We start from the raw sequence: 24,360 nt of genomic DNA, 5'->3' as shown, positions 1-24,360 counted from the left end.
CATGGTCGACTCGGCGGAGAAGGTGCTGTCACCCGTTCTCTCGGCCTTCTGGGACGATCCGCAGTCCTGGACCCTCGACACGTACCGCCGCCACGAGGGCTACGAGGGCCTGCGCAAGGCGCTGGCCCTGCCCCCGGACGACGTGATCGCCCTCGTCAAGGAGTCCGGCCTGCGCGGCCGCGGCGGCGCGGGCTTCCCCACCGGGATGAAGTGGCAGTTCATCCCGCAGGGCGACGGCAAGCCGCACTACCTCGTCGTCAACGCGGACGAGTCGGAGCCCGGCACCTGCAAGGACATCCCGCTGCTCTTCGCCAACCCGCACTCGCTCATCGAGGGCATGGTGATCGCCTGCCACGCGATCCGCTCGAACCACGCCTTCATCTACCTGCGCGGCGAGGTCGTCCCCGTGCTGCGGAGGCTGCACCACGCGGTGGCCGAGGCGTACGAGGCCGGACTCCTCGGCGAGGACATCCTCGGCAGCGGCTTCGACCTGGAGCTGACCGTGCACGCCGGCGCCGGCGCGTACATCTGCGGTGAGGAGACCGCGCTGCTGGACTCCCTGGAGGGACGCCGCGGCCAGCCCCGGCTGCGCCCGCCCTTCCCGGCGGTCGAGGGCCTGTACGCCTGCCCGACGGTGGTCAACAACGTCGAGTCCATCGCCTCGGTGCCGTCGATCCTGCTCAAGGGCAAGGACTGGTTCCGCTCGATGGGCAGCGAGAAGTCCCCGGGCTTCACGCTGTACTCGCTCAGCGGCCACGTCGCCAACCCCGGCCAGTACGAGGCCCCCCTCGGCGTCACACTGCGCCAGCTGCTGAACCTCAGCGGCGGGATGCGTCCCGGCCACAAGCTGAAGTTCTGGACCCCGGGCGGCTCCTCGACGCCGATGTTCACCGACGAGCACCTCGACGTCCCGCTGGACTACGAGGGCGTCGGCGCCGCGGGCTCCATGCTCGGCACCAAGGCGCTGCAGTGCTTCGACGAGACGACCTGCGTGGTGCGGGCCGTCACGCGCTGGACCGAGTTCTACGCCCACGAGTCCTGCGGCAAGTGCACCCCCTGCCGCGAGGGCACCTACTGGCTCGTCCAGTTGCTGCGCGACATCGAGGCCGGCAAGGGGACCCTGGCGGACCTCGACAAGCTCGCCGACATCGCCGACAACATCAACGGCAAGTCCTTCTGCGCCCTCGGCGACGGAGCGGCCAGCCCGATCTTCTCCTCCCTCCAGTACTTCCGCGACGAGTACGTGGAGCACCTGGAGGGCCGCGGCTGCCCCTTCGACCCGTCCAAGTCCACGGTCTGGGCCGACAAGTCTCACCTGGAGGTGAACGCGTGACCGTCACGACCAACGCCGCCTCCGGTGAGGCGGCGGTGCCGCCCGAGGACCTGGTGTCCGTCAGCATCGACGGTGTCGAGATCTCCGTGCCGAAGGGCACCCTGGTGATCCGTGCCGCCGAACTGATCGGCATCGAGATCCCGCGCTTCTGCGACCACCCCCTCCTCGACCCCGCGGGCGCCTGCCGCCAGTGCATCGTCGAGGTCGAGGGCCAGCGCAAGCCGATGGCGTCCTGCACCATCACCTGCACCGACGGGATGGTCGTCAGGACCCAGCTCACCTCCGACGTCGCGGACAAGGCCCAGCGCGGGGTGATGGAGCTGCTGCTCATCAACCACCCGCTGGACTGCCCGGTCTGCGACAAGGGCGGCGAGTGCCCGCTGCAGAACCAGGCGATGTCCGCCGGGCAGGTCGACACCCGCTTCGAGGGCCGCAAGCGGACCTACGAGAAGCCGGTCCCGATCTCCACGCAGGTGCTGCTGGACCGCGAGCGCTGCGTGCTGTGCGCGCGCTGCACCCGCTTCTCGCAGCAGATCGCCGGAGACCCGATGATCGAGCTGGTGGAGCGCGGCGCGCTGCAGCAGGTCGGCATCGGTGAGGGCGACCCCTTCCAGTCGTACTTCTCCGGCAACACCATCCAGATCTGCCCGGTCGGCGCCCTGACCTCGGCGGCCTACCGCTTCCGGTCCCGGCCCTTCGACCTGGTCTCCTCGCCGAGCGTGTGCGAGCACTGCGCGGGCGGCTGCGCCACCCGCACCGACCACCGGCGCGGCAAGGTCATGCGCCGGCTCGCGCAGGACGACCCCGAGGTCAACGAGGAGTGGATCTGCGACAAGGGCCGCTTCGCGTTCCGCTACGCGCAGCGCCCGGAGCGGCTCACCACCCCGCTGGTCCGCAACGCCGACAGCGGTGAACTGGAGCCCGCGAGCTGGCCCGAGGCGCTGGAGGCCGCGGCCCGCGGACTCGCGGCGGCCCGCGGCCGCACCGGTGTGCTGACCGGTGGCCGGCTCACCGTCGAGGACGCCTACGCCTACGCCAAGTTCGCCCGCGTCGCCCTCGACACCAACGACGTCGACTTCCGGGCCCGCGCCCACTCCGCGGAGGAGGCCGACTTCCTGGCGGCCGTCGTGGCGGGCCGCGGCCGGGACCTGTCCGGCGACGGCGTCACCTACACCCTGCTGGAGAAGGCCCCCGCCGTCCTGCTGGCCGGACTGGAGGCCGAGGAGGAGGCGCCCGGCGTCTTCCTGCGACTGCGCAAGGCCTGGCGAGGGCACAAGCAGCGCACCTTCGCGCTGGCGCCGTTCGCCACGCGCGGTCTGGAGAAGGCGGGCGGCACCCTGCTGCCCGCCGCGCCCGGCACCGAGACCGAGTGGCTGGACGCCCTGGCCAGTGGCGTCGGCCTGGACGGCAACGGCCTGACCGCCCACGAGGCGCTGCGCGCCGAGGGCGCGGTCGTCCTGGTCGGCGAGCGGCTGGCGGCCGTCCCCGGCGCGCTGACCGCGGTCGTGCGGTTCGCCCAGGCGTCCGGCGCCCGGCTGGCGTGGATCCCGCGCCGCGCGGGCGAGCGCGGTGCCGTCGAGGCGGGTGCCCTGCCCGGGCTGCTGCCCGGCGGCCGCCCGGTCACCGACCCGCGGGCCCGCGACGAGGTCGCCGAGGTCTGGGGCGTGACCACGCTCCCGTCCCGCCACGGACGCGACACCGGCCGGATCCTGGAGGCGGCGGCGAGCGGCGAGCTCGGCGCGCTGCTGGTCGGCGGCGTCGAGCCGGCCGACCTGCCCGACCCGGCCCGGGCCCGCGCGGCCCTGGACGCGGCGGGCTTCGTGGTCAGCCTGGAGCAGCGACCCGGCGAGGTCACCGACCGCGCCGACGTCGTCCTGCCGGTCGCCGCGGTCGCCGAGAAGGCCGGCACCTTCCTCAACTGGGAAGGCCGGGTACGGCTCTTCGAGGCCGCGATCAAGCCGGCCCAGCAGGTCCAGCGGCACCAGTACCCGGACGCCCGGGTGCTGACCATGCTGGCCGACGCGATGGACGTCTCCCTGGGCCTCGCCGACGTCCGCTCGGCCCGCGCCGAGCTGTCCCGGCTCGCCCCGTACGAGGGCCCGCGCGCCGAGGCTCCGCAGGAGACCGGCCGGCAGCTGCCGAAGCCCGGCAGCGGCGAGGCGGTCCTCGCGGGCCACCGGCTGCTGCTCGACCGGGGCCTGCTGCAACAGGGTGACGACGCCCTCGCCGGCACCCGCCACCCGGCGGTCGCGCGCCTGTCGGCGACGACCGCTCAGGAGATCGGCGTCGCCGAGGGCGAGCTGATGGAGGTGACCGGCCCGCTGGGCTCGGTCAGGCTGCCGCTGCAGGTGACGGCGATGGCCGACCGGGTCGTGTGGGTGCCCCTCAACTCGGCCGGCGGGGGAGTCGCCTCGGACACCGGCGCCCTGCCGGGCCAGGTCGTCCGGATCGCCCCGGCCGCCGTGGACGCCGCTGCCGCACCGGAGGTGACCCCGTGACGGGACTGACGACCCTCGCCGCCGAGGACCTGTCCATGTTCGGGCGGGACCCGTGGTGGCTGATCGCCATCAAGGCGGTCTTCTGCTTCGCGTTCCTGATGGTGACCGTGCTCTTCTCCATCGTGTGGGAGCGCAAGGTCGTCGCGTGGATGCAGCTGCGCATCGGCCCCAACCGGCACGGCCCCTGGGGCATGCTCCAGTCGCTCGCCGACGGCATCAAGCTGATGCTCAAGGAAGACCTCATCGTCAAGAAGGCCGACAAGGTCGTCTACGTGCTGGCCCCGATCGTGGCGGCCATCCCGGCCTTCATGGCGGTCGCGGTGATCCCCTTCGGCCCGGCGGGCAACGAGATCTCGATCTTCGGCCACCGTACGCCGATGCAGCTCACCGACCTGCCGATCGGCGTCCTCTACATCCTGGCCACCGCCTCCGTCGGCATCTACGGCATCGTGCTGGCCGGCTGGTCGTCCGGCTCGACGTACCCGCTGCTCGGGGGCTTGCGCTCCTGCGCGCAGATGATCTCGTACGAGATCGCGATGGGCGTCGCCTTCGCGTCGGTCTTCCTCTACTCCGGCTCGATGTCGACCTCGCAGATCGTCGCCCAGCAGGAGGACCGCTGGTACGTCCTGCTGCTGCCGGTCTCCTTCATCATCTACATCGGCACGATGGTCGGCGAGACCAACCGCGCCCCCTTCGACATGCCCGAGTCCGAGGGCGACCTGGTCGGCGGCTTCAACACCGAGTACTCGTCGATCAAGTTCGCGCTCTTCATGCTCGCCGAGTACGTGAACATGGTGACCGTCTCGGCGGTGGCGACCACCCTCTTCCTGGGCGGCTGGCGGGCCCCGTGGCCCATCAGCACCTTCTGGGAGGGCGCCAACCACGGCTGGTGGCCGCTGCTGTGGTTCGTGGTGAAGGTGCAGTTGCTGCTCTTCTTCTTCATCTGGCTGCGCGGCACGCTGCCCCGCGTCCGCTACGACCAGCTGATGAAGCTGGGCTGGAAGGTCCTGATCCCGGTCTCGATGGTGTGGCTGATGCTGGTCGCCACCGTCCGGGCGCTGCGCAACGAGAACTACGACTTCCAGTCGATCGTGCTCTACGTCGGTGGAGGAATCGTCCTGCTGCTCCTGGTCTCGCTGGTCTTCGACGTCTTCCGCGACCGCGGCGACAAGGCGAAGGAGGCGGCCGAACAGGCCGGGCCGCAGGAGCCGTTCGATCCCATGGCGGGCGGGTACCCCGTGCCGCCGCTGCCCGGCCAGGAGCTGCCGCCCGTCCCGCGGCGGCCGTCCCGCGCGGAGCGTCAACTCGTAGGCAAGGAGGCCGACGATGCCTGAGTTCCTGGGCCCGGTCGCGGGCTTCGGCGTGACCTTCAAGGCCATGTTCAAGAAGCGCCTGACCGAGCAGTACCCCGAGGAGAAGAAGCCGACCGCGCCGCGGTTCCACGGCCGCCACCAGCTCAACCGTCACCCGGACGGGCTGGAGAAGTGCGTGGGCTGCGAGCTGTGCGCCTGGGCCTGCCCGGCGGACGCGATCTACGTCGAGGGCGCCGACAACACCGACGAGGAGCGCTACTCGCCGGGCGAGCGCTACGGCCGCGTCTACCAGATCAACTACGCCCGCTGCATCCTGTGCGGGCTGTGCATCGAGGCCTGCCCGACGCGCGCGCTGACCATGACCAACGAGTACGAGCTCGCCGACAGCAGCCGCGAGTCGCTGATCTTCACCAAGGAGCAGCTGCTCGCGGGCCTGGAGGAGGGCATGGTCGACAGCCCCCACGCGATCTTCCCCGGCATGGACGAGGGCGACTACTACCGCGGCGCGGTGACGCACGCGGCCCCCGGGACCGAGCGCCAGGTCGCGGTCTCCAAGGGCGAGAAGCCGGACGAGACGGTGGAGGGCGAGCGGGACGGCGACGGCACGGCGGGCACCGAGGTCCCCGCGACGGGCGGCGCCGCTCCGGCCGGGACGGGAGGCGAGGCATGAACGGCGTGACCACGCTGGCCGCGTACACCACCTCCACCGGGGAGGCGGTCCAGTTCTGGGTGCTCGGCACCGTCGCGGTGCTCGGCGCGCTCTCGACCGTGCTGATGAAGAAGGCCGTGCACAGCGCACTGTCGCTGGCCGGGACGATGATCGTCCTGGCGGTCTTCTACCTGGCCCAGGGCGCGTACTTCCTCGGCGTCGTCCAGATCGTCGTCTACACCGGCGCGATCATGATGCTCTTCCTCTTCGTCGTCATGCTGGTCGGCATCACCGCCGCCGACTCGCTCAAGGAGACGCTGAAGGGGCAGCGCTGGCTGGCCGCCGGAGCCGGCATCGGCTTCGGCGTGCTGCTGATCGCCGGCATCGCCAACGCCTCGATCAAGAACTTCCAGGGGCTCGGCCAGGCCAACGCCGGCGGCAACGTCGAGGGACTCGCCTCGCTGATCTTCACCAAGTACGTGTGGGCCTTCGAGATCACCGGTGCGCTGCTCATCACCGCCGCGATCGGCGCGATGGTCCTCACCCACCGCGAGCGCACCGAGGCCCGTGCCACCCAGCGCGAACTCGCCGAGCGGCGCGTGCGCGAGGGCAAGCAGATCACCCCGCTCCCCGCGCCCGGCGTCTACGCCCGCAACAACGCGGTCGACGTCCCCGGCCTGCTGCCGGACGGCACGGTCTCGGAGCTCAGCGTCAGCCCGACGCTGCGCGGCCGCGGCCAGTACCGGGACGTGTCCGCGGAGGCGGTCGACAGGGTCGCCGAGCTGGAACAGCGCTCCGAGGAGGCGTCGAAGTGAATCCGGTCAACTACCTGTACCTGTCGGCGCTGCTGTTCACCATCGGCGCGGCCGGGGTGCTGATCCGGCGCAACGCGATCGTCGTCTTCATGTGCGTCGAGCTGATGCTGAACGCCGCCAACCTGGCGTTCGTCACCTTCTCCCGCATGCACGGCAACCTCGACGGCCAGATCATCGCCTTCTTCACGATGGTCGTCGCCGCCGCCGAGGTGGTCGTGGGCCTGGCGATCATCGTGACGATCTTCCGCTCCCGCCACTCGGCCTCGGTCGACGACGCCAGCCTGATGAAGCTCTAAGGGGTAGCGAAAGTGGACTACTTGATCGGATGGCTCGTCCTCCTGCCGCTGCTGGGCGCCGGCGTGCTGCTCACCGGCGGACGGAGGCTGGACCGCACGGGCCACTGGATCGGCACCACGCTCGCGGGGGCGTCCTTCGTCGGCGCGGCGGTGCTCTTCTTCGACATGCTGGGCCGCGGCGGCGAGGACCGCGCGCTGCACTCGACCGCCTTCACCTGGATCTCCGTCGGCGGCTTCCACGCGGACGTGGCCTTCCAGCTCGACCAGCTGTCGATGACCTTCGCCCTGCTGATCACCGGTGTGGGCACGCTCATCCACATCTACTCGATCGGCTACATGGAGCACGACGAGCGGCGCCGCCGCTTCTTCGGCTACCTCAACCTCTTCCTCGCGGCGATGCTCCTGCTGGTCCTCGCCGACAACTACCTGCTGCTGTACGTCGGCTGGGAGGGCGTGGGCCTGGCCTCGTACCTGCTGATCGGCTTCTGGCAGCACAAGCCCAGCGCGGCGACCGCGGCCAAGAAGGCCTTCATCGTCAACCGCGTCGGTGACGTCGGCCTGTCGATCGCGATCATGCTGCTGTTCACCACCTTCGGCACCTTCACCTTCGAGCCGCTCTTCGGCCAGGTGGACAAGGCGGGCGAGGGCGTCCTGACCGGCATCGGCCTGATGCTGCTGCTCGCCGCCTGCGGCAAGTCGGCCCAGGTCCCGCTGCAGTCCTGGCTCGGCGACGCGATGGAGGGCCCGACCCCGGTCTCGGCCCTGATCCACGCGGCGACGATGGTGACCGCCGGCGTCTACCTGATCACCCGCTCCGGGGTGATCTTCAACGCCGCGCCCACCGCACAGGTGGCCGTGGTGACGGTCGGCGCGGTCACGCTGCTCTTCGGTGCGATCGTCGGTTGCGCCAAGGACGACATCAAGAAGGCGCTGGCCGGCTCGACGATGTCGCAGATCGGCTACATGGTGATGGCCGCGGGCCTCGGCCCGATCGGCTACGTCTTCGCGATCATGCACCTGGTCACCCACGGCTTCTTCAAGGCCGGGCTCTTCCTCGGCGCCGGATCGGTCATGCACGGCATGAACGACGAGGTGGACATGCGGAAGTACGGGGCCCTGCGGAAGTACATGCCGGTCACCTTCGTCACCTTCGGCCTCGGCTACCTGGCGATCATCGGCTTCCCGGGACTGTCCGGCTTCTTCTCCAAGGACAAGATCATCGAGGCCGCCTTCGCCAAGGGCGGCACCGAGGGCTGGATCCTCGGCGGCGCGGCCCTGCTGGGCGCGGCGATCACCGCGTTCTACATGACCCGCGTGATGCTGATGACCTTCTTCGGCGAGAAGCGCTGGCAGCCCGACGCGGACGGCCACGAGCCGCACCCGCACGAGTCGCCGAAGTCGATGACGATCCCGATGATCGTCCTGGCCTTCGGCTCGGTCTTCGCGGGTTTCCTGTTCAGCTGGAACGAGGCCTTCGTGAAGTGGCTGGAGCCGGTCACCGGTCACGAGGAGGGCCACCCGCCGATCGGCGCGGCCGCCGTCACCGGCGCCACGATGGTGGTGATGGTGCTCGGCGTCGCCCTGGCCTGGGCCGTGTACGGACGCCGCCCGGTGCCGTCCGTCGCCCCGCGCGGCAGCTGGCTCACCCGCGCCGCCCGGCGCGACCTGCTCCAGGACGACTTCAACCACGTCGCCCTGGTGCTGCCCGGCGAGTACCTCACCCGCGGTCTGGTCTACGTGGACCACAAGGGTGTGGACGGCGTCGTCAACGGCACCGCGGCCGCCGTCGGCGGCCTCTCCGGCCGGATGCGCCGCCTCCAGAACGGTTATGTGCGCAGCTACGCCGTGTCGATGCTGGCGGGCACCGCGGTGCTGGTCGCCGCGACGCTGCTGATGAGGGGTGTTGCCTGATGTCCTTCCCCCTGCTCACCCTGACCGCCGGCCTGCCGGCGCTCGGCGCGATCGCCACCGCCGCCGTGCCGGCGGCGCGGCGCGAGGCCGCCAAGTGGCTGGCGCTGGCCGTCTCACTGGCGACGCTCGTGCTGGCCGTGATCGTGTTCGTCCGCTTCGACCCGGGCGGTGCCCGCTACCAGCTCACCGAGTCCCACGCGTGGATCGCCGACTTCGGGGTCCGCTACGAACTCGGCGTGGACGGCATCGCCGTCGCGCTCATCGGGCTGACCGCGCTGCTCGTCCCGTTCGTCATCGCCGCGGGCTGGCACGACGCCGACCCGCTGGAGGAGAAGAACCCAAACCGCCGCTGGCGGCCCACCCAGGGCTTCTTCGCGCTGATCCTGCTGGTCGAGGCGATGGTGATCATCTCCTTCGAGGCCACGGACGTCTTCCTCTTCTACATCTTCTTCGAGGCCATGCTCATCCCGATGTACTTCCTCATCGGCGGCTTCGGGGACCGTGCCCACGAGCACGGCGAGGAGGAGGCGGCCCGTCAGCGCTCCTACGCGGCGGTGAAGTTCCTGCTCTACAACCTGGCCGGCGGGCTCATCATGCTGGCCGCGGTCATCGGGCTCTACGCCGTCACCGCCGACCAGCTCGGCCAGGGCACCTTCTCCCTCCAGGAGATCCTGCAGGCCCGGGCGGCCGGCAAGCTCGACATGTCCACCACCGCGGAACGCGCCCTGTTCCTCGGCTTCTTCTTCGCGTTCGCGGTCAAGGCCCCGCTGTTCCCGCTGCACACCTGGCTGCCCAACGCCATGGGCGAGGCCACGGCGCCGGTCGCGGTGCTCATCACCGCGGTCGTCGACAAGGTCGGCACCTTCGCGATGCTCCGCTTCTGCCTCCAGCTCTTCCCCGAGGCCAGCAAGTGGGCGACGCCGGTGATCCTGGTGCTGGCGCTGATCAGCATCGTCTACGGCGCCCTGGTCGCCGTCGGCCAGCGCGACATCAAACGGCTGGTCGCGTACGCGTCGATCTCCCACTTCGGCTTCATCATCCTGGGCATCTTCGCGATGACCTCCCAGGGCCAGGGCGGGGCGACGCTGTACATGGTCAACCACGGCATCTCCACCGCCGCGCTGATGCTGGTCGCGGGCTTCCTGATCTCCCGTCGCGGCTCCCGTCTCATCGCGTCCTACGGCGGGGTGCAGAAGGTGGCCCCGGTGCTGGCCGGCACCTTCCTGATCGGCGGTCTGGCCACCCTGTCGCTGCCGGGGCTCGCCCCCTTCGTCAGTGAGTTCCTCGTCCTCGTCGGGACGTTCAGCCGCTACCCGGCCGTCGGGATCGTCGCCACCACCGGCATCGTCCTCGCCGCGCTGTACGTCCTCGTCCTGTACCAGCGGACGATGACCGGCCCGGTGAAGGCCGAGGTGCAGGGGATGCCCGACCTGAAGGTCCGGGAACTCGCCGTCGTGGCGCCGCTGATCGCGCTGCTGATCGTGCTCGGGGTGTACCCGAAGCCGCTCACCGACGTCGTCAACCCGGCGGTGCAGCAGACGCTCTCCGACGTGCACAAGACCGACCCCAAGCCGGCGCTGGAGGCATCCAAGTGAGCAGCACAGTTGCCGTCCACAGCCTGTGGACAACGGCGGCACCGCTCGCCGCCGACAAGATCAACGCGCCGAAGATCGAGTACGCCCAGCTGGCTCCGGTCCTGATCGTCTTCGGTGTGGCCATCCTCGGCATCCTCATTGAGGCGTTCCTGCCGCGGCGCCTGCGCTACACCGGGCAGGTCGGCCTCGCGGTCGTCGGCATGGCCTCCGCCTTCGCCGCGGTCGTGGCGCTCGCGGCGGGCGGCTACGCCACGACGAAGGCCCACATCGCCGCCATGGGCGCGGTCGCCGTCGACGGCCCGGCCCTCTTCCTGCAGGGCACGATCCTGCTGGTGGGCCTGGTCGGGGTGTTCACCTTCGCCGAGCGCCGGCTCGACCCCAAGGCGCACGGCCGGCACGTCGACTCCTTCGCCGCACAGGGCTCCGCGGTGCCGGGCAGCGACCAGGAGAAGAACGCCGTCAAGGCCGGTTTCACCACCACCGAGGTCTTCCCGCTGCTGATGTTCGCCGTCGGCGGCATGCTGATCTTCCCGGCGGCCAACGACCTGCTGACGCTCTTCGTGGCCCTGGAGGTCTTCTCCCTCCCGCTCTACCTGCTCTGCGCCCTCGCCCGGCGGCGGCGTGTGATGTCGCAGGAGGCGGCGGTCAAGTACTTCCTGCTGGGCGCCTTCTCCTCCGCCTTCCTGCTGTTCGGCATCGCCCTGCTGTACGGCTACGCGGGCACCGTCTCCTACTCCGGCATCGCGTCGGTCGTGGACGGCACCGCCAAGCTCAACCCGGCGCTGGCCGACTCCGCGGGCAACGACGCGCTGCTGCTGATCGGTGCCGCGCTGGTCGGCATGGGCCTGCTGTTCAAGGTGGGCGCCGTGCCGTTCCACATGTGGACGCCGGACGTCTACGAGGGCGCTCCGACCCCGGTCACCGGCTTCATGGCCGCGGCCACCAAGGTCGCCGCCTTCGGCGCGCTGCTGCGACTGCTCTACGTGGTCCTGCCGGAGCTGCGCTGGGACTGGCGGCCGGTGCTGTGGGGCGTGGCGATCCTCACGATGCTGGTCGGCGCGATCGTCGCGGTCACCCAGACCGACGTGAAGCGCCTGCTCGCGTACTCCTCGATCGCGCACGCCGGCTTCATCCTGGCCGGTGTCATCGCGACCACGCCGGAGGGCATCTCCTCGGTGCTCTTCTACCTGGCGGCGTACTCCTTCGTGACGCTGGGCGCCTTCGCCGTCGTCACGCTGGTGCGCGACGCCGGCGGGGAGGCCACGCATCTGTCGCGCTGGGCGGGCCTGGGACGGCGCTCCCCGCTGGTGGCCGCGGTCTTCGCGGTCTTCCTGCTCGCCTTCGCCGGCATCCCGCTGACGTCCGGCTTCGCCGGGAAGTTCGCGGTCTTCAGCGCCGCCGCGCAGGGCGGGGCGGTGCCGCTGGTGATCGTGGGTGTGATCTCGTCCGCCATCGCGGCGTTCTTCTACATCCGGGTCATCGTGCTCATGTTCTTCAGCGAGCCCAAGGCCGACGGTCCCACGGTCGCCGTGCCCTCGCCGCTGACGTCCACGGCCATCGCACTGGGCGTGGCGGTCACCCTCGTGCTGGGTGTCGCGCCCCAGTACTTCCTGGACCTCGCGAGCCAGGCGGGCGTCTTCGTCCGCTGACCCCACCGCACGGCCCTGCCCGTGCGGCCATCCACGGCGCGGCTCCCCGCACTTGGCGGGGGCCGCGCCGTTCGGCATGGCGGGCGGCTCGCGGGGAAGGCGGGAGAGCGACGGAGGCCCCTCGCGGAGCCCGCTCCGGGTGCCGTGCGGGGGCGTGTGCGAGGCGGCGGTGAGGCCCCGCGGCCGGGCGTGGTACCGGAAAGGACCGGCCGTACACGCGGGCAAAACCGGGCGTAGTGGCCCGCGGGGGCCATGCCCTCGCAGTGATCGAGAGGCGACCGGTTACTCTGCCAGGTGTAGTGCAGCGCCACGCCGCAAGCCGCAGAAGTGATCTCAGCGACAGGAGAATCCCAGGTGACGACCGTCGTCGGGCCCTTCGGGCTGAGCGTAATGGACGAGGACCTCGAGTCCGCCGTCCGGGCCGGGCTGTCCGCCGTCGAGGCAGGCCTCCTGGAGGCCACCAAGAGCGATGTGCCGTTCATCACGGAGGCGGCCCGCCACCTCGTGCACGCGGGCGGGAAGCGGTTCCGTCCGCTGCTGTCGCTGCTGGCCGCCCAGTTCGGCGATCCGCACGCGCCCGGCATCGTGCCGTCGGCCGTGGTGGTGGAGCTGACGCACCTGGCGACGCTGTACCACGACGACGTCATGGACGAGGCCGCGGTGCGCCGCGGCGTGCCGAGCGCCAACGCCCGCTGGGACAACTCGGTCGCCGTGCTGACCGGCGACTTCCTGTTCTCCAAGGCCTCGCACATACTGGCCGACCTCGGGCCGGAGGCCGTACGCATCCAGGCCGAGGCCTTCGAGCGGCTGGTCACCGGTCAGATCCTGGAGACCGTCGGCCCGCGCGACGGACGCGACCCGATCGACCACTACCTGGAAGTGATCGCCGGCAAGACGAGTTCGCTGATCGCCGTCTCGTGCCGCTTCGGCGCCATGATGTCCGGCGCGGACGAGAGCGTCGTCGACATCCTCACCCAGTACGGGGAGCGCGTCGGCACGGCCTTCCAGCTCGCCGACGACGTGCTGGACATCGCCAGCGACTCGCACGAGTCCGGCAAGACCCCGGGCACGGACCTGCGCGAGGGCGTGCCGACCCTGCCCGTGCTGCACCTGCGTTCGGCCGTGGCCAAGGCCGACGGATTCGCCTCGGCGGACGACCTGCGGCTGTGCGAACTGCTGGACGGCGATCTGACGGACGACCGGCGGCACGCCGAGGCGCTGGAGCTGATGCGCGCCCATCCGGCGCTGGAGCAGGCCCGGCGCGACACCGTGCGCTACGCGGACGAGGCGCGGGCCCTGCTGGCACCGCTCCCCGGCTGTGCCGCCAAGCAGGCCCTGGAGGGGCTCTGCGAGGCCGTGGTGCACCGCGCGGGCTAGGCCGGCCCGGGAGGTGACCCGGACGGCCGTCCCCCGGCGCCCGAGCGGTCACCGGGGGCGAAGGGCGCCTTCCGCCCTGAGCCGTTGTCAGGGATCGTCATCCCAGAGGTGTATGCCGAGTTGATCCCGGCGGGCGATGCGCCTGAGTGGCCGGATTGATGGGATAAGAGGCACCACCACACGGCGGATCGGGTGACAATGGCCCGAGGTGGACGAGTGCGACGATGACGGGAACCCGCCGTTGACAACGGAGGTAGGGACGTAATGGCACCCATCCAGCCCATGGACGACGACCGGGAGCCCCGGCGCCGGACCAAGGCGATACGTTACGCGGTCCCGGTGGCGGCGGCGGGAGTCGCCGCGGCGACCATCGGGCTCGTACCGGCGCTCGCGAACGCGGGCAGCCCGGATCTGCCCGGGATCACGGCCGAGGAGCTGATCGCGAAGGTCGCGGCCTCGGACACCCAGACGATCTCCGGCTCGGTCCGCATCAGCACGGACTTCGGCCTGCCGGCCCTGCTGACCGGCGCCACGGGCGCCGGTGGGCCCTTCGGCGGCGGTGGTGGCGGCCGCGGCGACTCCTCGGCCGACCCGAAGGAGCAGCTGACCCAGCTGCTGGCCGGCTCCCACACCCTGCGCGTGGCGGCCGACGGCCCGCAGAAGCAGAAGGTGTCGATCGTCCAGAACGCCGCGGAGTACAGCCTCATCCACAGCGGTGACGAGGTCTGGGCCTACGACAGCGGCAGCAACCAGGCCTACCACCTCACCGGTCTCCCGCGGGAGGCGCAGGGTGAGGACCAGGCCAAGGGCGACCGAGAACTGCCCGAGGGCTGGCCGGCCACCCCGCAGGAAGCCGCGAAGAAGATCCTCGACGCGGCGGACGACAGCTCCACCGTCACGGTGGACGGCACCGCGCGCATCGCCGGGCGGGACGCCTACCAGCTGGTGGTCAGGCCCAAGGCCACCGACTCCACGGTCGGGTCGATCCGGATCGGCGTGGACGCCGGCACCGGTGTGCCGCTGAAGTTCACCCTCGCCCCGAGGGGCGGCGGCAAGGCCATCGTCGACGTCGCCTTCACCAAGGTCGACTTCTCCCGGCCCGCCGCCTCGGTCTTCGACTTCACCCCGCCGAAGGGCGCGAAGGTGACGACGGAGAAGGCCGGCGAGAAGGCGGACGGGACGGCGGACGGGAAGGCCGGGCGGGAGGCCCGCGGGGCGCACGAGGAGTTCGGTGACCTCGGCGGCCTGGACGGTCTGGAGGGCCTCGGCGTCCTCGGCAAGGGCTGGGACTCGATCGCCGAGCTGAAGCTGCCTCAGGAGGCGCTGAACGCCGGCCCGTCCGAGGGCGGGGACAAGGCCCCGGGCCTCGGCGGACAGGGGCTGCTCGGCACCTTCGGCAAGGAGGTCAAGGGCGAGTTCGGCACCGGCACGGTGGTCGGCACCCGCCTGGTGAACGCCCTGATCACCGACAGCGGCAAGGTCTACGTGGGCACCGTGACCCAGGACGCCCTGATCAAGGCCGCCGACGCGGCCGCCGAGTAGGGCCCGGAGCAGGGCACCGGCACAGACCGAAGGAGCGCCGATGGGGGAGCCGTCCGCCGAGACCGGTGAGCACGCGATCTCCACGAGCGGACTCACCAAGAGGTACCGCGGCGGACAGCTCGCCGTCGACGGCCTCGACCTGGCCGTCCCCCGGGGCAGCGTCTTCGGCTTCCTGGGGCCCAACGGCTCCGGGAAGACGACGACGATCCGCATGCTCATGGGGCTCATCGCCCCGACCTCCGGCACGGCGCGGGTACTCGGCGAGCCCATGCCGCGCGCGGTGCGCAGCGTCTTGCCGCGCGTGGGCGCGCTGATCGAGGGCCCCGCCCTCTACGGCTTCCTCTCCGGCCGTGACAACCTGCTGCGCTTCGACGCGGCCGATCCGACCGCCGGTCCCCGCACCCGCGGGGACCGGGTCGACGCGGCCCTGGAGAGGGTCGGCCTGGCCGCCGCCGCGGGCAAGAAGGCGCGCGCCTACTCCCTCGGCATGAAGCAGCGGCTCGGCCTGGCCGCCGCGCTGCTGCGGCCCCGCGACCTGCTGGTGCTGGACGAGCCCACCAACGGCCTGGACCCGCAGGGCATGCGGGAGATCCGCTCGCTCGTCCGCGAGCTGGCGGCGGACGGCACCACGGTGTTCCTCTCCTCCCACCTCCTCGACGAGATCGAACAGGTCTGCACCCATGCCGCCGTGATGTCCCGCGGCCGGCTGATCACCCAGGGCCCGGTGGAGGCGCTCTCCTCCGCCGGACGCCTGGTGGTCACCACCCCCGACCCCGCCGAGGCGGTGCGGGTCCTGAAGGAGCAGGGGGTCACCGGCCTGGCCGCCGAGGGCGACCGGGTCACCGGGGAACTGCCGCAGGACCCCGCGGCACTCCCCGAACTGGCCGACCTCAACGCCGCACTGGTCGCCGCCGGGGTCCGCGTCCGCGGCTTCGGCGTCGAACGGGCGTCACTGGAGGACGCGTTCGTCGCGCTGACCGGAGAGGGCTTCGATGTCGCAGGCTGACACCCTGACCAGGTCGGTGTGGCCGATCCGCTCGCTCGGGCTGTTCCGTAGCGAACTGGTGACCGTGCTGCGCCGCTGGCGCACCCTGGCCCTGCTGGCCGTCCTGGCCGGGGTCCCGGTGCTCATCGGGATCGCGGTGCGGATCGAGACCGGTGACGGCGGCTCGGCCGGCGGCGGGGGCGGCGACGGCCCGGCCTTCGTCGCGCTGATCACCAACAACGGCCTCTTCCTGGTCTTCGCCTCGCTCGCCGCGACGCTGCCCTTCTTCCTCCCCATGGCGATCGGTGTCGTGGCCGGAGACGCCGTCGCCGGCGAGGCCAACGCGGGCACCCTGCGCTATCTGCTGGTTGCCCCGGCCGGGCGCACCCGTCTGCTGGTCTCCAAATACGCCTCCGTCCTGGCCTTCTGCCTGATCGGCACCCTCGTCGTGGCCGTCTCGGCACTGGTGACCGGTGCCTTGCTCTTCCCGCTCGGCGACGTCACCCTGCTGTCGGGTACGACGGTCCCCTTCTCCGAGGGGCTGTTGCGCGCCCTGCTGGTCGCCCTGGTCGTGGCCGCCTCGCTCACCGGCATCGCCGCGCTGGGCCTGTTCATCTCCACGCTCACCGACAGCGGCATCGCCGCCATGGCCACCACCGTGGGCCTGCTGATCACCGTGCAGATCGTCGACACCATCCCCCAACTGCACGCCGTGCAGCCCTACCTCTTCCCCCACTACTGGCTGAGCTTCGCCGACCTGGTCCGCGACCCCGTCTACTGGGACGAGATGCGCAGCAACTTCCAGCTCCAGGCCCTCTACGTCGCCGTGTTCGGCTCCGCGGCCTGGGCCCGCTTCACCACCCGCGACATCACGGCCTGACCCCCGCCGGTCAGCTGAAGAAGGTCTTGGCCCGGCCCAGGGCCGCCGTGTCCCTCAGCACGTCACCCGGCCGGGTGCCGTAGCCCAGCAGCGCCCCGCCCCAGCGCATCCCGGCGTAGTCGGCCGTGTGGCGCAGCGTCCCCACCAGCGGGGCGGCCGTCGCCGGGTCCTGGCCGCCGTGCACGGTCACCGACCACAGGGTCTTGCCGCGCATCCGCTCCAGGAAGTCCAGCCCCGGCACCCGCATCCAGCCCGACCAGTGGTCCAGGTAGAGCTTGGTGCTGGTCGAGACGCTGTACCAGTACAGGGGGGAGACCACCACGATGTCGGTGGCCGCCAAAGTGGCCTCCAGGAGTGTCGCGGCGTGCCCCGACGGTGCGGGATAGCGGCCCTCGCCGTCGTGCCGGAGGTCCTCGAAGAGCGGCAGCGGCAGGTCCTTCAGTCGCAGCCAGCGCCGGTCCACCGCGGGCGGAAGCTGCTCGGCGGCGTGCCGCGCCAACATCTCCGTGTTGCCGTCGGCGCGGCTGCTTCCCACCAGGAACAGGAAGGTCCGCTCTGAGTCCGACACCCCGTCATCTCCTTGCGTATGCATTAGTTGCGTACGCATGGAGATGTTGTCACCGCGCCGCCCCCGCCGTCAAGGCGAGTGCCGGAGGGCCGGCGGGCTACTCGACGTCGAACTCGTTCCCCTCCGGGTCGGCCATGGTGACCCAGGTGCCGGAGGGCTCCGCTATCCGCCGCAGCACCGTCGCGCCGAGCCCTTCCAGCCGGGCCACTTCCGCCTCCAGCCGTCCGGTGCCCGGGTGGAGGTCGATGTGCAGCCGGTTCTTCACCGTCTTGGCCTCGGGCACCCGCTGGAAGAGGATGCGCCGCCCGAGGCCCGAGCCCTTCTCCTCGTCGTGGGGGTCGTCGGGGTGGCGCACGGCGGCCAGGTCCCGCCAGGCCTTGCGGCCGGCCGCCTCCGTCAGGACGTCCTCCGTCACGGCGCCGAACCCCAGCAACTTCCCGATCAGCACGCTGTGGTCCTCGAGCGTGTACTCCAGGGCCTCCGCCCAGAAAGCGGCCTGCCGGTGCGGATCCGCCGCGTCGATCACGAGCTTCCAGTGAACCGCCATGCCGAGCCCCCTCGTTCGCGTCTCCTCCGGCCCTCGGCCGGTCTGTAACCAGTTATATTGGTTACGTGACGGAGCCCGCAATCGGTCTGGTCCTCCATTCATCCGAAGGAGTCGCCTACCGCTTCGATCCGGGCGCGCTCGGCCTGGAGCTGCTGCCCACGGGCGGCCCCGGCGCCTACGCGCGCCACGAGGTCCTCCACGAGCCCGGCGACCTGGTCCGCTGGGCCGTGGCGTCCCGGCTGCGCCCCGAGCCGGGCGGCCTCGCCGTCTCCCCGGAGGACGTCGCCGCGGCCCGCTACCTGCGCGACGCGCTCTGGCACATCGCCGTCGCCCGCGTCCACGGGGAACCCCTCCCCGCCCCGGACCTCGTTGTCCTCAACGAGGCCGCCGCCTGGCGTCCCCCCGCCCTGCGTCTCGCCCCCAACGGGGGCCGCACCTGGCGTACCCCGATCACCGGCACCCAGGTGCTGGCGGCCGTCGCCCGGGACGCGGTGGAGCTCTTCTCCGGCCCCCACGCCGACCGCGTCCGCGAATGCTCCGCCCACGACTGCCGACTGGTCTTCGTGGACACCTCACGCCCCGGCCGGCGTCGCTGGTGCTCCATGGAGCACTGCGGCAACCGCCACAAGGTCCGTGCCCACCGCTCCCGCAGACAGGCGTACGAGGCGCCGGAAGGCTAGTGACCGTGCGCCCCGCGCGCCCGTGCGTGAACGCCGCTCAGCCGGTGACGGCCCCGCGCGGCGCCGCCTCGCCGGGCACCACCGCGGCGTCGCGCACCGCGATCCGGCCGCGCCGCGCGGCGCGCAGCGCGTCCCAGGTCAGCAGGGCCAGGGCGAGCCAGACGAGGGCGAAGCCGGCCCAGCGCTCGGCCGGCATCTCCTCGTGGAACCAGAGCAGTCCGAGCCCGAACTGGAAGACCGGCGCGAGGTACTGCAGCAGCCCCAGCATGCTCAGCGGGATGCGGATGGCCGCCGCGCCGAAGCAGATCAGCGGCACCGCGGTGACGACGCCGCACGCGGCGAGCAGGGCGGCGTGGCCGGCCCCGTGCGAGGCGAAGGTGGTGTCGCCGCGGGTGCCGAGGAAGGCCAGGTAGCCGAGCGCCGGCAGGAACTGGAGGGCCGTCTCGGCCGCCAGCGACTCCAGGCCGCCCATGCCGACCTTCTTCTTGATGAAGCCGTAGGTGGCGAAGGAGCAGGCCAGGGTCAGCGCGATCCAGGGCAGCCGCCCGTAGCCCAGGGTCAGCACCAGGACGGCGGCGGCACCGACGCCCACGGCGGCCCACTGCGCGGGACGCAGCCGCTCGTGCAGGACGAGGACGCCGAGGCCGATGGTGACGAGCGGGTTGATGAAGTAGCCCAGCGAGGTCTCGACGACGTGGCCGCTGTTGACGCCCCAGATGTACAGGCCCCAGTTCACGGATATGACGGCCGCGGCCACGGCCAGCAGCGCCAGCCGCCGCGGCTGGCGCAGGAGTTCGGGGACCCACGCCCAGCGGCGCATCACCAGCAGTACGAGGGAGACGACGACCAGCGACCAGACCATGCGGTGGGCGAGGATCTCGCCCGCGCCGGACGGTTCGAGGAGCGGCCAGTAGAGGGGGAAGAGCCCCCAGAGCCCGTAGGCGGCGAATCCGTACAGCAGACCGGCACGCTGCTCGTTCACTCGTTCCTCCCGGGGCGCTGGCCGACCGCTCGAAGGTAGCGTGCGGGGCCTTCTCCCGTCATCTGCGTATCGCATGACGGTCATGACACCCTCGTCGCGGGCCGGGAACGCACCGGGACCGGGCGGACACGGGGCGGGGCCCCCGCGGCAGGAGGGGATCCGCCGTGGGGGCCCCTCCGTCCGGGCGGGCGGCCGGGGTCAGCCCTTGAGCGCCGCCGCGATCGTGTCCGCGAGCGGGGTGGTGGGACGTCCGATCAGCCGGGCGAGGTCGCCACTGCCGCCTTGGAGGAGGCCGCGGGAGACACCGGCGACGTCCACGTCGACGTAGATCCCGGCCACCGTCTCGGGCAGCCCGGCGCCGGTCAGGACCGCCAGGAAGGCGTCGGCGGGCAGGTCGGCGTAGGCGACCGGGCGGCCGGACTGCCGGGCCAGCTCGGCGGCGTACTCGGCCAGCGTCCAGGCCTCGTCCCCGCTGAGCTCGTACACCGCGTCCTCGTGCCCCTCGCCGGTCAGCACGGCGGCCGCGGCCGCCGCGTAGTCCTCGCGGGTGGCGGAGCCGATGCGGCCCTCGCCCGCGCTGCCCGCGACCCCGTGCTCCAGCTGGACGGCGATCTGCGCGGTGTAGTTCTCGGTGTACCAGCCGTTGCGCAGCAGCGTGTAGGTCAGCCCGGAGTCCAGCAGGGCCTGCTCGGTGGCCTGGTGCTCGGCGGCGAGCCGGAAGTCGGCGGCCGGCCCGCCGAGGACGCTGGTGTACGCGAGCCGGGCGACCCCCGCCTCCTTGGCGGCCTCGATCACGGCGGTGTGCTGCGCGACGCGCTGCCCGACCTCGCTGCCCGAGATCAGCAGCACCACGTCGCCGGCCCGGAAGGCGCCCTTGAGGGTCCCGGGCGCATCGTAGTCGGCCACCCGGAGCTCCACGCCCCGGGCGGCGAGGTCCGCGGCCTTGTCCGCGTCGCGTACGACGGCCACGACCCGCTCGGCCGGGACGTCGGCCAGCAGCCGCTCCACGACCAGCCGGCCCAGCTGTCCGGTGGCTCCGGTGACGACGATGCTCATGACGGGTTCTCTCCAGTCCCTGGTGTCCTTGTGCGTGCTGACGGGACTAACCCTAGGGCCGGTACTAACTTCCAGAAAGTACCCACTTCAAAGTAAGCTAGTGGTATGGACGTAAGGGACGAGCTCACCGCCGTGCTGCAGGCGCCCCCGGACGTGAACGCGCGCAACTGCCCCTCGCGGGTGATCCTCGAACACGTCACCAGCCGCTGGGGCGTACTGGTGCTCGCCGCACTGACCGACGGCACCCTGCGCTTCAGCGAGCTGCGCCGCACGGTCGGCGGGGTCAGCGAGAAGATGCTCGCCCAGACCCTGCAGACCCTGGAGCGCGACGGCTTCGTGCACCGCGAGGCGCACCCCGTCATCCCGCCGCGCGTGGAGTACTCCCTCACCCCGCTCGGCAAGGAGGCCGCGGACCAGGTCTGGGCCCTGGCCCGCTGGACCGAGGGCCGCACGGAGCAGGTGATGGCGGCCCGCCGGGCATACGACGAGGCCCGGACCTGATCGTCAGGTCCGGGCCCCGTACGGCCGCTGCGGTCGATGTGAGGGACGCCGGGGGGTCAGCCCACGACCGTCCACGTGTCGTTGCCGGCCAGCAGGGCGGCGACGTCGCCCTTGCCGTGCTGCTCGACGGCCTGCTCCAGCTGCTCGGACATCAGCACGTCGTAGACCGGCCGTTCGACGCTGCGGAACACGCCGATCGGCGTGTGGTGCAGCGTGTCGGGGTCGGCGAGTCTGGACAGGGCGAAGGCCGTCGTGGGCGACGCGGCGTGCGCGTCGTGCACCAGGACCTCGTCCTCGTTGGAGGCGTCGACGTCGACGACCTTCAGGTCGCCGGTGGCCCGGTCGCGTACGACCCCCTTGGCGTTGTCCGCGCCGAAGCGGATCTGCTCCCCGTGCTCCAGCCGGATCACCGCGTTCTCCGCGGAGGCCCGGTCCTTCAGCACCTCGAAGGCGTTGTCGTTGAAGATGTTGCAGTTCTGGTAGATCTCCACGAAGGCCGTGCCCGGGTGCGCGGCGGCCGCCCGCAGCACGCCCGTCAGGTGCTTGCGGTCGGAGTCGACGGTGCGCGCCACGAAGGAGGCCTCCGCGCCCAGCGCCAGCGAGACCGGGTTGAAGGGCGCGTCCAGCGAGCCCATCGGCGTCGACTTGGTGATCTTGCCGAGTTCGGAGGTCGGGCTGTACTGCCCCTTCGTCAGGCCGTAGATCCGGTTGTTGAAGAGCAGGATCTTGAGGTTCACGTTGCGCCGCAGCGCGTGGATCAGGTGGTTCCCGCCGATGGACAGCGCGTCGCCGTCACCCGTGACGACCCACACCGACAGGTCGCGCCGCGAGGCGGCGAGCCCGGTCGCGATGGCCGGGGCACGCCCGTGGATGGAGTGCATCCCGTAGGTGTTCATGTAGTACGGGAAGCGGGAGGAGCAGCCGATTCCGGAGACGAAGACGATGTTCTCCCGGGCCAGGCCCAGTTCGGGCATGAAGCCCTGCACCGCGGCGAGGATCGCGTAGTCACCGCAGCCGGGGCACCAGCGCACTTCCTGGTCCGACTTGAAGTCCTTCATGGACTGTTTGGCTTCGGCCTTGGGGACCAGGGACAGCGCCGGCAGCCCCGGCGTGCGGTGTTCGACGGCAGGCGCCTCAGACATCTGCGCTCTCCTCCTGGATGGCGGCAGCGAGTTGCTCGGCCTTGAAGGGCAGGCCGGTGACCTGGGTGTGCGAGCGGGCGTCGACCAGGTACTTCGCCCGCAGCAGGTGGGCGAGCTGGCCGAGGTTCATCTCCGGGACCACTACCTTCTGGTAACGCCCGAGGACCTCCCCGAGATTCCTCGGGAAGGGGTTCAGATGGCGCAGATGGGCCTGCGCGACCGCGCCCCCTGCGCCCCTGATGCGCCGTACGGCCGCCGTGATCGGCCCGTACGTCGAGCCCCAGCCGATCACCAGCGTCCGTGCCTGGCCGTCCGGGTCGTCGACGACGACGTCGGGCACCTCGATGCCGTCGATCTTGGCCTGCCGGGTGCGCACCATCAGGTCGTGGTTGGCCGGGTCGTACGAGATGTGCCCCGTGCCGTCCTGCTTCTCGATGCCGCCGATCCGGTGCTCCAGACCGGGGGTGCCCGGAACCGCCCAGGGGCGCGCCAGGGTCTCGGGGTCGCGCAGGTACGGCCAGAACTCCTCGGTGCCGTCCTCCGCGACGTGGTTGGGCGTCGTCGCGAACTGCACCCGCAGGTCGGGCAGCTCGTCCAGCTCGGGGACCCGCCACGGCTCGGAGCCGTTGGCCAGGTAGCCGTCGGAGAGCAGGAGGACCGGGGTGCGGTAGGTCAGCGCGATGCGGGCCGCCTCCAGCGCCGCGCCGAAGCAGTCGCCGGGGGTGCTCGGCGCCACGATCGGGACCGGCGCCTCGCCGTTGCGCCCGTACATCGCCTGCAGCAGGTCGGCCTGCTCGGTCTTGGTCGGCAGGCCCGTCGAGGGCCCGCCACGCTGGATGTCGACGACCAGCAGCGGCAGCTCCAGCGAGACCGCGAGGCCGATGGTCTCCGACTTCAGCGCGACACCCGGGCCGGAGGTGGTCGTGACGGCCAGCGAGCCGCCGAAGGCCGCGCCGAGAGCGGCGCCGATGCCGGCGATCTCGTCCTCGGCCTGGAAGGTGCGCACGCCGAAGTTCTTGTGCTTGCTCAGCTCGTGCAGGATGTCCGAGGCCGGGGTGATCGGGTACGAGCCCAGGAAGAGCGGCAGGTCCGCCTGCCGGCTCGCGGTGACCAGGCCGTACGACAGCGCCAGGTTCCCCGAGATGTTGCGGTAGGTGCCCGCAGGGAAGGCCGCCTCGGCCGGGGCCACCTCGTAGCTGACCGCGAAGTCCTCGGTCGTCTCGCCGAAGTTCCAGCCCGCGCGGAAGGCCGCGACGTTCGCCTCGGCCAGCTCGGGCTTCTTCGCGAACTTCTTGCGCAGGAAGTCCTCGGTGCCCTCGGTGGGCCGGTGGTACATCCACGACAGCAGCCCGAGCGCGAACATGTTCTTGCTGCGCTCGGCCTCCTTGCGGGTCAGCGGGAAGTCCTTGAGCGCCTCGACCGTCAGGGTGGTCAGCGGCACCGGGTGCACCGCGTAGGCCGACAGCGAGCCGTCCTCCAGCGGCGAGGCCGCGTAGCCGACCTTGGCCATCGCGCGGGTGGTGAACTCGTCCGTGTTGACGATGACCTCCGCGCCGCGCGGCAGGTCCCCGATGTTCGCCTTCAGTGCCGCCGGGTTCATCGCGACCAGGACGTTCGGGGCGTCACCCGGGGTGAGGATGTCGTGGTCGGCGAAGTGCAGCTGGAAGCTCGACACGCCCGGCAGGGTGCCTGCCGGAGCCCGGATCTCGGCCGGGAAGTTCGGCAGGGTGGACAGATCGTTGCCGAACGACGCCGTTTCCGAGGTGAACCGATCTCCCGTGAGCTGCATGCCGTCGCCGGAGTCCCCGGCGAAACGGATCACCACCCGATCGAGCTTCCTGGTCTCCTTGGCCGGTTTCCGCTGCTCTCCCAGAACGGGATGATCGGGGGTTGTCGGGCTGCTGACCTGGCTGGTCACTGAATCGGACCTCCTTCGAGGCGGCGGCTCACGACCGGGGCCGTGACCTTGTGTCCCACGCGCCATCGTACGTGGGTAAGGGTCGCCTTCCCGGGTCTTCCCGCATCGTGAACGCCGCGCTGG

Annotated in this window: 21 protein-coding genes; 15 read left to right on the top strand and 6 right to left on the bottom strand. The window is 71.4% G+C overall.

The features are described from left to right. Window position 1: 1 nt before the first annotated feature. The 13 genes from nuoF (at window position 2) to OG937_20160 (ending at window position 16,843) form a co-directional block, all read left to right on the top strand. Window positions 2-1,333: an NADH-quinone oxidoreductase subunit NuoF gene (gene nuoF, locus OG937_20220; protein ID WUD78821.1), complete on the top strand. Its 1,332-nt coding sequence runs from the start codon at window positions 2-4 to the stop codon at window positions 1,331-1,333. Further along, a complete protein-coding gene (locus tag OG937_20215; protein WUD73848.1) occupies window positions 1,330-3,831 on the top strand; it encodes an NADH-quinone oxidoreductase subunit G in 2,502 nt (833 codons plus the stop codon). Before nuoF ends, OG937_20215 begins: the two co-directional genes overlap by 4 nt. Before the next feature lie 35 nt (window positions 3,832-3,866). Further along, a complete protein-coding gene (nuoH, locus tag OG937_20210) occupies window positions 3,867-5,165 on the top strand; it encodes an NADH-quinone oxidoreductase subunit NuoH (GenBank protein ID WUD78820.1) in 1,299 nt (432 codons plus the stop codon). Then, window positions 5,158-5,814, top strand: a complete 657-nt coding sequence (gene nuoI, locus OG937_20205) for an NADH-quinone oxidoreductase subunit NuoI (protein WUD73847.1) — start codon at window positions 5,158-5,160, stop codon at window positions 5,812-5,814. The genes nuoH and nuoI overlap by 8 nt, the downstream gene beginning before the upstream one ends. Continuing rightward, a complete protein-coding gene (locus OG937_20200) occupies window positions 5,811-6,608 on the top strand; it encodes an NADH-quinone oxidoreductase subunit J (protein WUD73846.1) in 798 nt (265 codons plus the stop codon). Before nuoI ends, OG937_20200 begins: the two co-directional genes overlap by 4 nt. Then, a complete protein-coding gene (gene nuoK, locus OG937_20195; GenBank protein WUD73845.1) occupies window positions 6,605-6,904 on the top strand; it encodes an NADH-quinone oxidoreductase subunit NuoK in 300 nt (99 codons plus the stop codon). The genes OG937_20200 and nuoK overlap by 4 nt, the downstream gene beginning before the upstream one ends. A 12-nt stretch (window positions 6,905-6,916) precedes the next feature. Continuing rightward, the gene (gene nuoL / locus OG937_20190; GenBank protein ID WUD73844.1) at window positions 6,917-8,815 is read left to right on the top strand and encodes an NADH-quinone oxidoreductase subunit L; all 1,899 of its coding nucleotides are present in this window, start codon (window positions 6,917-6,919) and stop codon (window positions 8,813-8,815) included. Further along, window positions 8,815-10,410, top strand: coding sequence for an NADH-quinone oxidoreductase subunit M (locus OG937_20185; protein ID WUD73843.1), 1,596 nt, complete (start codon window positions 8,815-8,817; stop codon window positions 10,408-10,410). The genes nuoL and OG937_20185 overlap by 1 nt, the downstream gene beginning before the upstream one ends. Next, window positions 10,407-12,059 carry an NADH-quinone oxidoreductase subunit NuoN gene (nuoN, locus tag OG937_20180; protein ID WUD73842.1) on the top strand — a complete coding sequence of 551 codons (1,653 nt, stop codon included), beginning with the start codon at window positions 10,407-10,409 and terminating at the stop codon, window positions 12,057-12,059. Before OG937_20185 ends, nuoN begins: the two co-directional genes overlap by 4 nt. A 390-nt stretch (window positions 12,060-12,449) precedes the next feature. After that, entirely contained in the window at window positions 12,450-13,436 is a 987-nt protein-coding gene (locus OG937_20175; GenBank protein ID WUD78819.1) for a polyprenyl synthetase family protein, read from the top strand. 264 nt (window positions 13,437-13,700) lie between these two features. Then, window positions 13,701-14,978, top strand: a complete 1,278-nt coding sequence (locus tag OG937_20170) for a DUF2092 domain-containing protein (protein WUD73841.1) — start codon at window positions 13,701-13,703, stop codon at window positions 14,976-14,978. 40 nt (window positions 14,979-15,018) lie between these two features. Further along, window positions 15,019-15,984 (top strand): ABC transporter ATP-binding protein, encoded by a 966-nt coding sequence (locus OG937_20165; protein ID WUD73840.1) that lies wholly within the window; start codon window positions 15,019-15,021, stop codon window positions 15,982-15,984. Continuing rightward, window positions 15,971-16,843, top strand: a complete 873-nt coding sequence (locus OG937_20160) for an ABC transporter permease (protein WUD73839.1) — start codon at window positions 15,971-15,973, stop codon at window positions 16,841-16,843. Before OG937_20165 ends, OG937_20160 begins: the two co-directional genes overlap by 14 nt. 10 nt (window positions 16,844-16,853) lie before the next feature. Here the strand turns inward: OG937_20160 and OG937_20155 are convergent, their stop codons facing one another. Both OG937_20155 and OG937_20150 read right to left on the bottom strand, forming a co-directional pair. Further along, on the bottom strand, window positions 16,854-17,411 hold the full coding sequence (locus tag OG937_20155; protein ID WUD73838.1) for an NAD(P)H-dependent oxidoreductase: 558 nt from the start codon (window positions 17,409-17,411) through the stop codon (window positions 16,854-16,856). A gap of 97 nt (window positions 17,412-17,508) precedes the next feature. After that, window positions 17,509-17,958 (bottom strand): hypothetical protein, encoded by a 450-nt coding sequence (locus OG937_20150; GenBank protein ID WUD73837.1) that lies wholly within the window; start codon window positions 17,956-17,958, stop codon window positions 17,509-17,511. A gap of 65 nt (window positions 17,959-18,023) precedes the next feature. Between OG937_20150 and OG937_20145 the strand changes: the two genes are divergently transcribed. Continuing rightward, window positions 18,024-18,638 (top strand): ABATE domain-containing protein, encoded by a 615-nt coding sequence (locus OG937_20145; GenBank protein WUD73836.1) that lies wholly within the window; start codon window positions 18,024-18,026, stop codon window positions 18,636-18,638. A 37-nt stretch (window positions 18,639-18,675) separates the two neighbouring features. Here OG937_20145 and rarD read toward each other — a convergent pair whose 3' ends face one another. Together rarD and OG937_20135 are read right to left on the bottom strand one after the other, a co-directional pair. Further along, a complete protein-coding gene (rarD, locus tag OG937_20140; protein ID WUD73835.1) occupies window positions 18,676-19,620 on the bottom strand; it encodes an EamA family transporter RarD in 945 nt (314 codons plus the stop codon). 198 nt (window positions 19,621-19,818) lie between these two features. Further along, window positions 19,819-20,676 (bottom strand): SDR family oxidoreductase, encoded by an 858-nt coding sequence (locus OG937_20135; protein WUD73834.1) that lies wholly within the window; start codon window positions 20,674-20,676, stop codon window positions 19,819-19,821. Between the two features lie 105 nt (window positions 20,677-20,781). On the opposite strand from OG937_20135, the gene OG937_20130 reads away from it, so the two are divergent. Further along, window positions 20,782-21,177 carry a helix-turn-helix transcriptional regulator gene (locus OG937_20130; protein ID WUD73833.1) on the top strand — a complete coding sequence of 132 codons (396 nt, stop codon included), beginning with the start codon at window positions 20,782-20,784 and terminating at the stop codon, window positions 21,175-21,177. 56 nt (window positions 21,178-21,233) lie between these two features. Here the strand turns inward: OG937_20130 and OG937_20125 are convergent, their stop codons facing one another. Together OG937_20125 and OG937_20120 are read right to left on the bottom strand one after the other, a co-directional pair. Beyond that, on the bottom strand, window positions 21,234-22,319 hold the full coding sequence (locus OG937_20125) for a 2-oxoacid:ferredoxin oxidoreductase subunit beta (protein ID WUD73832.1): 1,086 nt from the start codon (window positions 22,317-22,319) through the stop codon (window positions 21,234-21,236). Next, a complete protein-coding gene (locus OG937_20120; protein WUD73831.1) occupies window positions 22,312-24,237 on the bottom strand; it encodes a 2-oxoacid:acceptor oxidoreductase subunit alpha in 1,926 nt (641 codons plus the stop codon). Before OG937_20120 ends, OG937_20125 begins: the two co-directional genes overlap by 8 nt. Window positions 24,238-24,360 lie beyond the last annotated feature (123 nt).

It is taken from the genome of Streptomyces sp. NBC_00510 (assembly GCA_036013505.1).
In the GTDB taxonomy this organism is placed as follows: Bacteria; Actinomycetota; Actinomycetes; order Streptomycetales; family Streptomycetaceae; genus Actinacidiphila.
Note: the sequence above shows the minus strand (reverse complement) of the source record. Positions and strands in the feature narration are given on the sequence as shown.

What these genes read in the sequence shown, in the direction of transcription:
- OG937_20200 (WUD73846.1), top strand. Translation starts at nt 5,811, where the DNA reads ATGAACGGCGTGACCACGCTGGCCGCGTACACCACCTCCACCGGGGAG.
- OG937_20130 (WUD73833.1), top strand. Translation starts at nt 20,782, where the DNA reads ATGGACGTAAGGGACGAGCTCACCGCCGTGCTGCAGGCGCCCCCGGAC.
- OG937_20135 (WUD73834.1), bottom strand. Translation starts at nt 20,676, where the DNA reads ATGAGCATCGTCGTCACCGGAGCCACCGGACAGCTGGGCCGGCTGGTC.
- nuoI (WUD73847.1), top strand. Translation starts at nt 5,158, where the DNA reads ATGCCTGAGTTCCTGGGCCCGGTCGCGGGCTTCGGCGTGACCTTCAAG.
- OG937_20150 (WUD73837.1), bottom strand. Translation starts at nt 17,958, where the DNA reads ATGGCGGTTCACTGGAAGCTCGTGATCGACGCGGCGGATCCGCACCGG.
- OG937_20125 (WUD73832.1), bottom strand. Translation starts at nt 22,319, where the DNA reads ATGTCTGAGGCGCCTGCCGTCGAACACCGCACGCCGGGGCTGCCGGCG.
- OG937_20160 (WUD73839.1), top strand. Translation starts at nt 15,971, where the DNA reads ATGTCGCAGGCTGACACCCTGACCAGGTCGGTGTGGCCGATCCGCTCG.
- nuoH (WUD78820.1), top strand. Translation starts at nt 3,867, where the DNA reads ATGTTCGGGCGGGACCCGTGGTGGCTGATCGCCATCAAGGCGGTCTTC.
- OG937_20170 (WUD73841.1), top strand. Translation starts at nt 13,701, where the DNA reads ATGGCACCCATCCAGCCCATGGACGACGACCGGGAGCCCCGGCGCCGG.
- OG937_20185 (WUD73843.1), top strand. Translation starts at nt 8,815, where the DNA reads ATGTCCTTCCCCCTGCTCACCCTGACCGCCGGCCTGCCGGCGCTCGGC.
- OG937_20175 (WUD78819.1), top strand. Translation starts at nt 12,450, where the DNA reads ATGGACGAGGACCTCGAGTCCGCCGTCCGGGCCGGGCTGTCCGCCGTC.
- nuoF (WUD78821.1), top strand. Translation starts at nt 2, where the DNA reads ATGGTCGACTCGGCGGAGAAGGTGCTGTCACCCGTTCTCTCGGCCTTC.
- OG937_20165 (WUD73840.1), top strand. Translation starts at nt 15,019, where the DNA reads ATGGGGGAGCCGTCCGCCGAGACCGGTGAGCACGCGATCTCCACGAGC.